The organism is Fulvivirga kasyanovii (assembly GCF_009711405.1).
Classification (GTDB): domain Bacteria; phylum Bacteroidota; class Bacteroidia; order Cytophagales; family Cyclobacteriaceae; genus Fulvivirga; species Fulvivirga kasyanovii.
Map to the genome: position 1 here is coordinate 1,093 of NZ_SMLW01000543.1, position 11,521 is coordinate 12,613.

An 11,521-nucleotide genomic window follows, 5' to 3' on the forward strand; every position below is an offset into this window, starting at 1 on the left:
GCGAGGGGCTACAAATAAAAGGCTTGAATCAAACGATTCAAGCCTTTTTGGTTTGTGTCACCTTAACTTATCGCGTCATCCCGAACTTGATCCGGCCCCCCCTAATCACAGTAGAATTTGCTATTGAGCAACTACTATTTCGAAGGCCGATTACTCAAAAGTGATCGGCTTTTTGATTTTTAAGTATTTGGGTTCTATAAATCACCTATGTACACTAGTCGCTAAATATACCCAACCTTAGGTATTGACATCGTGATTTTACAGCACTAGATTTAATGTTGATCATTGTAAAAATGGCCTGAATTTTAAGAAAAACGCATAATTTTCTGATAAGCAGGAGGTTGGAAAAAGGAAGCGGCCAGGGAGTTATGTTGTTTGTTCAATTATGGTGATCATACTGACTTAATGCATTTAATTCTACCATAAAAATCATACTATGACCACACCAACCACCACCAGACCAGGACTAAGTAAAGCTCAAGCTCAAACTGCTATTGATTATTTCAAAAAAATACATCCGGAAGAACAGCAAAATATAAGTCAGCATAATGATGAAATTCTAATGCATTTGCAAAAAGGAACCATGCCGGATACCGGCTCTCCAATGCTTGCCATACAATATGTGGTACAGCCGCAGCCAATTGAGACCTTAGAGTTGCAACAAGAAGGGGATGACGCCTGTACGGCTCAGGTAATTAAAGTATCGATGGATACTATAATGTTTCTCATGTCTGTTTTGAGTATTTCTTCTGCCTGTGATAAAATCACGAAAGACTGTTTCGGGGCCATGCAAGGCGAGGAGATAATGAATGAGTTTCAGGTTTCCATCAGGGTACTGGCTAACGCTTCAGATGATATGAGTAAGGCCAGGGCTTTATTTAACATGATCTCATTGGTTTGGCATACTGTAGGCTTAGCTGTTTACGATTCTATCAAATCTAATACACCGTGGTATGAGTGGGTCATCTATGGTGCCTTTCTTGCTGCTCAATTGGCAGCGTCATTTGCTTCAGGCGGGCTCTTCCTGATTGGTAAAATAGTATTGATGCTGGATAATGCCGCTCAGTTAATACTCGATGCAGTAAAATTGCCGGGTGATTGTGAAAGCACTCCACAAAAAACGCTCCCATCATCACAGATTTCATTGTCAACCTCCATCCCGGGAGGAATGTCTATTATGGGTGATACCAGTCCGGCAGTAGCGGAATTTTTTAATGAATTATACATTTTCTGGAACGGTTCGGCAGGGGATGGCATATGGTTCACCAAGTTTGATGGTCAGGAGTGGTCTTCACAGCAATCGCTAGTCAAAGCATGCGGAGGAATGAGCATGATGTCCAAGTCAAGTCCTTCTGTTACCTATTATGATGAGAAACTGTGGGTTTTCTGGAATGGCTCAGCAGGAGATGGCATGTGGTTTTCAACATTTGATGGTGTTAGTTGGTCAGCGCAGCAATCTGTCGCCAATCTTTGTGGGGGTATGACCATGATGGGTTATTCCAGTCCTTGTGCTGCTCAGTTCAATGACAAACTTTATATTTTCTGGAATGGAGCAGGTAATTGCATTTGGTTTACCACCTTCGATGGTCAGAAATGGACGTCGCAACAATCAGTTTTATCCTTAATCAAGGATATGGGGGTAATGGAACAGACAAGTCCTGCCGCCATTCAGTATAACGGCAAGTTATATTTGATTTGGAATGGATATGGAAAGGATGGTCTATGGTTTACAGTATTTGATGGTCAAAACTGGTCCGCTCAGTCATCGATATCCCAATTGATTGGAGGTATGGGCGTCATGGACCTTACGAGTCCAGCGGTTTGTATATTCAATAGTGCATTGAGTGTTTATTGGAATGGCTCAGCTAACGATGGTATTTGGTTTACAGCATCTGATGGGAGTAAGTGGCTTTCTCAGGGATCTATATTAAAGCTTATTAATGGTATGGGAGTAATGCAAAATACCAGCCCGGCTTCATGGGTCTTTAAAAACAAACTCTATAACTTATGGACGGGATCGGGTAATGATGGGGTTTGGTTTGCTACTTTTCCGATAGGTTCTATGGGAACATTAGAATTGAATCAAAAATAGGCGGTAATTAAATTATCAACTTGCCATGGCACGAGGCATTTAGTAGTGTCCTTTGCTTTGTTTTAATATCGAGCAGAGTTTTTTTTCTGTTGGTTGCATCAAATGCCTTTAGGCTGAGCACGTTAAGCTTTCCTGAAAGGAACTCTGAGACAGTGTTCTTCCAAGTATTCCATCAGCGTGACTTGGAAGCATATATAAAATCAGCATGGACATCTCACATTATAGAATTTGTTAACACAATGTTCGATTTTGAAAAACTTGCTGTCTACCAAAAAGCTAAAGCATTTAACAGCAAGATTAAGATGCAAACCAGTGTAGCTTACAGGTGCTGCACAGGCGTTAGCAATAGGCTCAATGCAGTTGAGCTGAAATTAAGCTGGCTGGAATAGATACATTAAAAGGCTACATTTTACAATTCAGATCCAATTAACGATGATTCAGGTCAAAGTCCTTTCATAAATTGGAAATCAATCTGCATTTTGCCGATAGTTAGACGGGCAATATGCTTGTACGCATACCAATTGAGATTTGAATGTTCACAAATAAAGAAAAACGCATAAAATACCTGGGTTTCGATGATAAATGGTTCACTGTTATAGGTGTTTTGCTTTTGGGCTTATCGGTAAGCTATGTCTTTAATGTAGACGCAGTACATCTCATCACTATTGAACTTACCTTCACCATTGTAGCGGCTTTATTTTTTTCTACATGTGATTGGTTGATCAATAGGTCCATCTTAATACGTTTAAGAATTATATATCCCAGCTTAAAGGATAGTATTAAACGGATAACCCTGCTTTTTATCATCACCTTAATTACGGTGACTTTAGTTGATTTTCTAGGGGTAAGCCTCATTTCTCTGCTCTCAGAGCATGTCAGCTATGATTTTCAGGAAAGAGCCCGATCATTGTTAGTAGTCGTTTTTCTCACTACTATGATCATGGCCATTTATGAAGCTATTTATTTCTTTGTGTTGCTAAAAAAATCAGTCAGGGAAGAAGAACAGGCAAAGCAAGCAATCATACAAGCCGAACTTGACACCCTTCGTAATCAGGTACAACCCCACTTTTTCTTCAATTCGTTGAACACATTGCGAGATATAATAGACCAAAGCCCCAAAGAGGATGCAAAGCAATTTGTCGACAAACTATCAGAAATCTATCGCTTTTTACTGGAATCAGGCAGTACCCATTTGATTTCTTTGAAAGAGGAGCTGAAGTTTACGAAAGCCTATATTCACGTACAATCAGAACGATTTGGGGAAAACCTACAGTTGAATTGGAACATCCCCGAAGCCTTGGAGCATAAGCTGATTGCACCGATGAGCCTCCAGTTACTCTTAGAAAATGCCATTAAACACAATGTGATTTCCAGGGCTAAACCGCTGGAGATCAACGTTAAAATTGTGGATGATTTGATTGTGGTCGCGAATAAAATCCAAAAAAAATCCACACAATTACCTTCCACCAAAATGGGGTTGAAAAATATTGAAAAGCGCTATACGCTCATCTCAGACAGATCAGTGGAAATAGTGAATGATGGCAGTCAATTTTCCGTTGCCCTCCCCTTGTTGAACAATAGTATGCTTAAAGAATGACTATGCAAATATTAATCATCGAAGACGAAATTAGGGCGGTTAGCCAATTGCAACTCATGTTGAAAGCCTGTGACTTTAACTTCGAATTGCTCGAAATCATCGATACGGTTGAAGATGCTGTGCTGTGGTTTCAACAAAATGAAACTCCTGATCTGGTATTTATGGACATCCAACTGGCCGATGGATTAAGCTTCGAAATTTTTCAGAAAACAACCGTAAAAGCGCCTATTATTTTTACAACCGCCTTTGACCAATACGCCATTCAGGCTTTCAAGGTAAACAGTGTCGACTATTTACTGAAGCCCATACAAAAAGATGATTTAAAAGGAGCACTTGACAAATTCCTCGAATCGAATAAGTCTTCTGCATTAGATACTGCCACGTTAAAGCAATTACTCAGTGACTTGCAAGTACCTGTTGAAAGAGAGGGCATATTGGTTAAATCCGGTAACGGATTTGTACAGCTTAAAATATCCGACTTACTCTATTGCTATTCTGAGGATAGCATCACGTTTGGTGTTACGCTGAATAAACGATTTATTATTGAAGAGACGATAGATGAACTCTTTGCCACACTGGATCATACAAAATTTTTTAAAATCAATCGTGGACAAATAGTTGCTAAATCTTCCGTTTTGAAAATAGAACCTTATTTCAATCACAGAGTGAAACTTTCTGTGACCAATCCGAAGGATCAGGAGTTTATTGTAAGCAGGCCAAAAACCAGCGATTTCAAGAAATGGATGAACGGGTAATACAGCCTGTTACAATTCAACCAGCCTTAGCGATAGTCCAGCATAAACAGCTTTCTAAGCGCGTAGATCAAATTGATATTGCACTCATATCAATTTAAAAAAACAGAAAGATGAAAGCTCTTAAAAAAACAATCTTCGTATCCGTATTACTATTATTACTTATACTCTCAAACGGTCAATATGCAGTCTTTTTTGCCATTTGGCTGGCCCTGCCCATGCTTCTTTTTACCGTCAGAAAACTAAAAAGATGGCAAGGCTTCTTGTTTGCATTTCTTGCCTTAGGGGTTAGTTATTATATAGGTTTTGATGTTGTACCCTTTTTACCTGTTACTGTATCAATTATCATCGCTGCAGTTTTTAGTGTATTTGCCTCTATACCCTATTTAATTGATTCTTTTTTCTCAAAAAACAGAGGTTCACTTCTGAGTACATTAATATTTCCTTGTTCTGCAGTTTTATTAGAATACGCTTATCATCTGATTAATCAATATGGGAATTGGGGTCATTTTGCTTATTCGCAACAGTCACAGCACCTTTTACTACAATCTATTTCCGTTTTCGGAATGGGATATATCACATTTTTGATCTTTTGGTTTGCGGCAGTGGCCAATTGGGTATATGAGCAACGTCATCATCAGCGAAGCTTCAAAAAGGGAGTATTTGCCTATAGTCTTGTGCTAGGTTTGACATTTATATATGGTGGTTATAGAATAGCATTTCAGAAATCCAATGCAGAAACTATCCGTATCGCTTCTATTTCAGCATCAGATGACTATACACTTAATTTTTATCTGGAAGGTCTAAATGACGATGAAAAAGGAGATGAAAATAAAATAGAAGCAAAGAGACAGATAACAAGAACAAATCAGCATCTACTTGAAAGAAGTGTTGCTGAGGCTAAAGCAGGGGCCAAAATAGTCTTTTGGGCTGAGGGTAATGGTGCTATATTAAAGGAAGACGAACAAGATCTATATAGAAAAGCGAGTAAGATAGCTTCTGATCAAAAGATATATCTGGGAGTGGGTGTGGCTGTACTCGATCACACGAAGGCTAAATATCTTGAAAATAAGTTTGTTGTGTTTGATACTGCCGGAAATAAAGTAATTGATTACTGGAAAGGTATCTCCGTTCCGGGTGTTGAAGCGGAGATCAGCAATAATAAGGCTACAGGAATTCAAAAGGCAGTAACACCGTATGGGACTATTGCCGGAGTCATATGCTTTGATCTGGATTTTCCCGAATACATAAGGCAAGTAGAAGGGGCCGATATTCTTTTAGCACCCAGTAATGATTGGAAAGAAATTGACCCAATTCACACGGAGATGGCCAGGTTTAGGGCTGTTGAACAAGGTGTAAACTTGATTCGTCAAGCTAGTCATGGATTGTCTGTGGGAACCGACTATACAGGAAAAGTAATCAGCAAAATGGATCACTTTACAGCCAATGATAAAACGCTTATCACACATCTACCCACAAAAGGAGTTGATACCATATATGCTGTAATCGGAGATAGCTTCATTGTTTTTTGTTTACTAATGGTTGTCTTAACAGGAGTAGCTCTTAAAAAACGGATTCCTGGAAAATCCAGGCATTCGCTTTAAACCTTCAATAGGAAGGTATACAGCTAGTAGCACCAATAGATAAGCTCAATTAGCTGATTGGACTGTGAGTAACATTCAGAGGGAAGTTATCTTTATCCGAATCCCATGAGAAATAAATCACCATTGCAGCCCATATAGTGATTTAGGGCATTGATTAGCTTAAAGGGGTAAGATGATTTAGAAAAGTGTCTTATCTGTTGAATTTTGGGAATTGCAAAGCTGCAAAGACTGAATTATTAGTAAATTAATTAATCATAAGAAAAGTAATATATTTTTTATTATTTGTGCTATCTATGTAACCTGACAAGCAGCGTTTAAATTCCCGGGTTATTAACAGGGTTGGGTTTCTATAAGTGCTTCTTCGTAAAACATCTTGACTGCTTAATCTGTTTGAAGAAAACATAATATGATGCAAAAACTGAAATTGACGGTAGGAATAGGTGCCTCTGCCGGAGGCTTAAAGGTGTTGAAAGAACTGGTCCGTACCTTTCCTCCGGAGACTCCTATGGCTTTTATAATAGTTCAACACCTCGACCCCACACACGAAAGTGTGCTTACCGAACTATTGAGCAAGGAGTCAGCCTTGTCAGTTCATGATGCTCAAAATGGACAGGCAATAGAAGCCGGCCATATATATGTCATCCCACCTAACGTTTATCTTGAAGTTAATGATGAAAAAATCAAACTGAAAGATCCGGAACATCCTCACGGTTTCCGAAAAGCTGTTGATCACCTGTTCCGTTCACTGGCCAAAGAATGTAAAAATGCATGTGCCGGAATAGTGCTTTCCGGAGCAGGCAGTGACGGTACTGCCGGTTTACGCGCTATTAAAGCTGCCGGAGGCCTGTCACTTGCGCAAGATCCAAATACCGCTGAGCACCATAGTATGCCTCAATCGGCTATAGAAGCGCACGTTGTAGATAAAGTAGTCTCTATTAAAGAAATCTATAAAACACTTGATAGCTACGTCAATCATCCTCTTTCCTTTAAAGGCCAAGGAAAGGAAAAACGAACTATGGGTGTTGAAAACCTGGAAGAGATCACCGCGATTCTCAAAGAGTATGCAGAATTTGATTTAAGACAATATAAACCAGCAACAATCCAACGCAGGATTGCCAGGCGCATGAGCCTTACCGAAACTATCAAATATAGTGAGTATCTACAAACTCTTCGTGAAGATGAAAAGGAAAGGGAGCAACTAACGAAAGACTTACTTATAAATGTCACTGACTTTTTCAGGGATCCGGAAGCTTATGAAATATTGGAAGAAACAGTATTGCCTGAAATAATCAATAAAGTTAGTTCAGAAAAGGATATTCGGGTCTGGGTTCCGGGGTGCGCCAGTGGTGAAGAAGCTTATTCTATCGCCATTCTATTACTAGAGGTGTTGGATAAACTAAAGAAAAAGAATGATGTCAAAATATTTGCTACAGATATTGATGAAGATGCGATAAAAACGGCAAGAAAAGGTATGTACCCTGCCAGTATAGCAGGAGAAGTGCCAAAAAAATTTCTGGATAAATACTTTGTAAAGTATGAAAATTACTACAAGATAAAGGGGCATGTTCGTGATCTTATTTCTTTTGCAACTCAAAATGTAGCTACTCACCCGCCGTTCTCCCATATCCATCTTGTAAGTTGCAGGAACCTGTTGATCTATCTTAAGAAAGAAGTGCAGGAAAGGGTACTCGATTCTTTTTATTTTTCACTGGAGGGTGACTCCTACTTATTTTTGGGTAGCTCCGAATCCTTTGGGAACAGGTCTCACTTTTTCAAACCAGTTTCAAAAAAATGGCGAATATATAAGAAGATACCTGGCCACGAAGAAAAAAGGGGCTATCAAGCTTCACATTCGGGCGGACACCTCAAAAGCAACTCCGACCGACAGGTTACAGTTAAAGAGCGTAAGGGGCGGGTTACTGTTACACGGTCGGAAAGAATTAGAAAGTCAATATTAAAAGCAGTAGTCCCTCCTATGATAGTTGTTGATCGTGAAAATCATGTGCTTTACTATCATGGGGAGCTAAAGCCATATTTGATTGTCCCTGCAGGTGAACCGCGCAATGATATCACCCAACTTGTACTTCCGGAAATACGATCCCGATTGCGCAGTGGATTGTATAAGGTAAAGAAAAGTGGTGAAAAGCTTAATTTTCACTGTGACATCTCTTCTGAAGGGAAAAAAAATTATCATAAAAGGACAATATGCCTTGAACTGATGCCTTTGGACGATGAACACCTGATGGAAGAGGCTATAGGTATAGTATTTAAAGAACTCGATGAGGTTGATGAACATATAGAAGGGTTGACGAGCGCTGATGAAGCGCATGTAAGCCAAAACCTGGAATTGGAACTTGCTGAAACTAGGGAAGAGCTTCAGAATACTATAGAAGAGCTTGAAACAACTACCGAAGAGCTTAAGGCGTCACATGAAGAGGCTCTTTCTACCAACGAAGAGCTTCAGTCTGCCAATGAAGAGCTTGAAGCCAGTTCTGAAGAGTTACGGTCCTTAAATGAGGAGTTGAGTACGGTAAATTCTCAGCTAAAAGAAAAGATACAGCAGTTGCAAAATGCAAACAACGATGTAGAGAACTTCTTTGCCAGTACGGACCTGCCTACTATATTCCTTAATCCGGAGCTGGAGATTCAAAGGTACACTCCTGCTGCAGAACAGCTTTTGAAAATGGGTCCCAGGGATATAAGTCGTCCGATATACTCTTTAGGTAGAGATTTGGTTGATGATGATCTTGCAGAGGAATGTAAAAGGGTACTGCATAATTTTCAGCCCATAAGAAAGGAGAAGCGCTCCTATGATGGCAGGTGGTACATTCGGCAGATAACACCATATAGGACAGAGGAGCGCAAAATTGAGGGAGTAGTACTGGTCTTTCAGGATGTGACCGAAATCAAAAACCTTTCACAACGGGCAGAGGGGCGAGAGCGACAGCAATCGGTGGTGGCAAAACTGGGAATGCTGGCCCTTACCGGTACAGAGCCAAAAGAATTGATGCACCAGGCTGTGCGACAGGTTGCACATGTGCTGAACGCTGACTATTGCAAAGTATTAAAGTATCAGCCCGAACAACAGAACCTGCTTATGGTAGCTGGTGTAGGGTGGCAGGAAGGTTTGGTTGGGGAAGCAACTGTCCCCGATGACAGAACATCACAGGCCGGATATACCTTATTGGCTAATGAGCCGGTTATCGTCAAAAAATTATCAGAAGAAAAGCGGTTTTCTGGCCCCGATCTACTGATCAACCATAGGGTAGTCAGTGGCATGAGTTGTGTCATCAACCACTCAGACCCTCCGTTCGGTGTATTGGGAGTACACAGCACAAAATATGCAGAATACACAATAGATGACGCTAATTTTCTGGTGTCAGTAGCTAATATGTTATCTACAGCGGTAAGGACTAAAGAACATCAGGAAAAACTTTATAATAGTGAGGAACAGTTTAGAAGTATGGCAAACGCCATTCCTCAACTTGCGTGGATGACAGATAAAACGGGATACATATTCTGGTACAACCAACGGTGGTATGACTATACAGGTACTTCCTTAGATACCATGAAAGGCTGGGGGTGGCAGAAGATTCATCATCCGGACCATGTTGATCGTGTTACCGAAAAGTTTAAAAAGCACCTGAAGCTGAAGGAGGAGTGGGAAGATACATTCCCTTTACGAAGTGCTACAGGAGATTACCGGTGGTTCCTCTCTAGGGCTATGCCTATAACCGACCAGGAGGGAACTATTATTCGCTGGTTTGGAACCAACACGGATATTACAGAACAACGAGAACTGGAAGCTTCCCTTAAAGATGCTGTATTACGTTTGGAAGAGACTGACAAACGGAAAAATGAGTTTCTGGCTATTCTGGGGCATGAATTGCGTAATCCCCTTGCTGTGCTTAAAGGAAGCGCAGAAATTGTGGAAGCCGGTATCGCCAAAGCAGAGAATGTAATCGACACTATGTCCAGAAGCATCAATACCATGACCAAGCTTTTGGACGATCTTCTGGATTTATCCAGGGTATCCCGCAATAAAATAAGGTTACAATTGGAGCTGGTAAATATCAGTGAGATATTTAGCAGCAGATTACTCACCATACGTAAGCAGTGTGACAAAAAAAATCAAAAACTGGATCTGGATATTGAAAATAATCTTTATATCAATGCAGACCCTGCACGCCTGGAACAGATTTTTTCAAATTTGCTGAGCAATGCCTGCAAGTACACACCAGAAGGTGGTCATATTCAAGTGAAAGCCTGGAAGCAAGACAAATACGTTTGTATTAAGGTTACGGATAATGGTTTTGGTATCCAGCCTGATCAATTGAACAATATTTTTGAGCCATTTTACCAGGTTACTCCTGAGGGAACGGCTGCATCAGGTCTTGGTATTGGCTTGGCCCTGGTCAAAAACCTTGTTGAATTGCATGGTGGTACTATTTCAGTCAACAGTTCTGGCTCCGGCAATGGCACTACTTTTGAAATATGCTTTCATGTGGCCAACCGTAGTGCCCAACTGAATCGATCAAAAGAAGATAAGGTTCAAAAAGAAATACCTGAAGGTATTGTGGTTGTTTTAGTTGATGATAATCCTGATATTTTAGCAACTTTCTCCAAGATTTTAGAAAAACATAAGTGTGAGGTGTATTCCACGGACAATGGGAGAGATGCTGTAAAATTGATACAGGATAAGGAACCAACGGTGGCATTTGTTGATATTGGGTTGCCGGATATGTCAGGTTACGAAGTTGCGAGTGCACTACGAAAAAGTGGATACACAAACTGTTTGATCGCTGCATCTGGCTATAGCCATAAAGAAGCGCAGGAAAAAGCTATAGAAGCAGGGTTTAATCAGCACTTATCAAAGCCCTACAGTGCCAAAGAAATAGGTTATATATTGATCGAAAACAACAGTAACTAACTAAGCAAGAATCAGCCTAATGGCCATGGTCTAATATTACATATGACACTCCCCCGGGAGGGTGAAGTCTAGTAAGAAAAAGGTCGATATTTGTTCCCTTTCCGCTACAAAGCAGAAAGAAAAACGAGCAAGAGCGAGGTTTTCACTTTGGGTGGCTCCTATTGCTAACTTGAGGGAGATCCAGAATCTGATCTCCGTAACTCGGCCCATACCAAATAAATTTTGATAAAGTTCACATCTCACATCCAGGCTTTTTGGACTGATAACTAAAAGATGCAGTCGATAATAATTGTTAAAAATGCATTGGGAGGCATGCAGAATGAAAAGTCCGTGCATTTCTGGCTCATCCGCCATGAAGTGTCTATTTTTAGATTTTAGTATGGCAATGCTTGGTACGAAGAGGTACTGTAATTTTGCCACGCAAAGGCATTTAACCTGACATTAGCCACAATAATAAAATACTCAAGTCTTGATCCTTAATTTATATTAAATAGTTAACTGCAACATTTATTCACGTTTCCGGTCTAGTATGTCATTAGCATAATG

Annotated in this window: 5 protein-coding genes; all 5 read left to right on the top strand. The window is 40.2% G+C overall.

From position 1 onward, the window contains the following. Positions 1-436 precede the first annotated feature (436 nt). Positions 437-2,092 carry a hypothetical protein gene (locus tag E1163_RS12775; RefSeq protein ID WP_155172290.1) on the top strand — a complete coding sequence of 552 codons (1,656 nt, stop codon included), beginning with the start codon at positions 437-439 and terminating at the stop codon, positions 2,090-2,092. Between the two features lie 532 nt (positions 2,093-2,624). Continuing rightward, positions 2,625-3,689, top strand: coding sequence for a sensor histidine kinase (locus E1163_RS12780; RefSeq protein ID WP_155172293.1), 1,065 nt, complete (start codon positions 2,625-2,627; stop codon positions 3,687-3,689). Positions 3,690-3,691: 2 nt separating this feature from the next. Continuing rightward, the gene (locus tag E1163_RS12785) at positions 3,692-4,444 is read left to right on the top strand and encodes a LytR/AlgR family response regulator transcription factor (RefSeq protein ID WP_155172296.1); all 753 of its coding nucleotides are present in this window, start codon (positions 3,692-3,694) and stop codon (positions 4,442-4,444) included. Between the two features lie 110 nt (positions 4,445-4,554). Further along, the gene (locus tag E1163_RS12790; protein ID WP_155172300.1) at positions 4,555-6,045 is read left to right on the top strand and encodes a nitrilase-related carbon-nitrogen hydrolase; all 1,491 of its coding nucleotides are present in this window, start codon (positions 4,555-4,557) and stop codon (positions 6,043-6,045) included. A 406-nt stretch (positions 6,046-6,451) separates the two neighbouring features. Further along, positions 6,452-10,975: a chemotaxis protein CheB gene (locus tag E1163_RS12795; RefSeq protein WP_155172304.1), complete on the top strand. Its 4,524-nt coding sequence runs from the start codon at positions 6,452-6,454 to the stop codon at positions 10,973-10,975. Positions 10,976-11,521: the final 546 nt, after the last annotated feature.

Bases quoted from the DNA above. Each gene is read 5' to 3' on its own strand.
- E1163_RS12775 (WP_155172290.1), top strand. From the start codon at position 437: ATGACCACACCAACCACCACCAGACCAGGACTAAGTAAAGCTCAAGCT.
- E1163_RS12780 (WP_155172293.1), top strand. From the start codon at position 2,625: ATGTTCACAAATAAAGAAAAACGCATAAAATACCTGGGTTTCGATGAT.
- E1163_RS12785 (WP_155172296.1), top strand. From the start codon at position 3,692: ATGCAAATATTAATCATCGAAGACGAAATTAGGGCGGTTAGCCAATTG.
- E1163_RS12790 (WP_155172300.1), top strand. From the start codon at position 4,555: ATGAAAGCTCTTAAAAAAACAATCTTCGTATCCGTATTACTATTATTA.
- E1163_RS12795 (WP_155172304.1), top strand. From the start codon at position 6,452: ATGATGCAAAAACTGAAATTGACGGTAGGAATAGGTGCCTCTGCCGGA.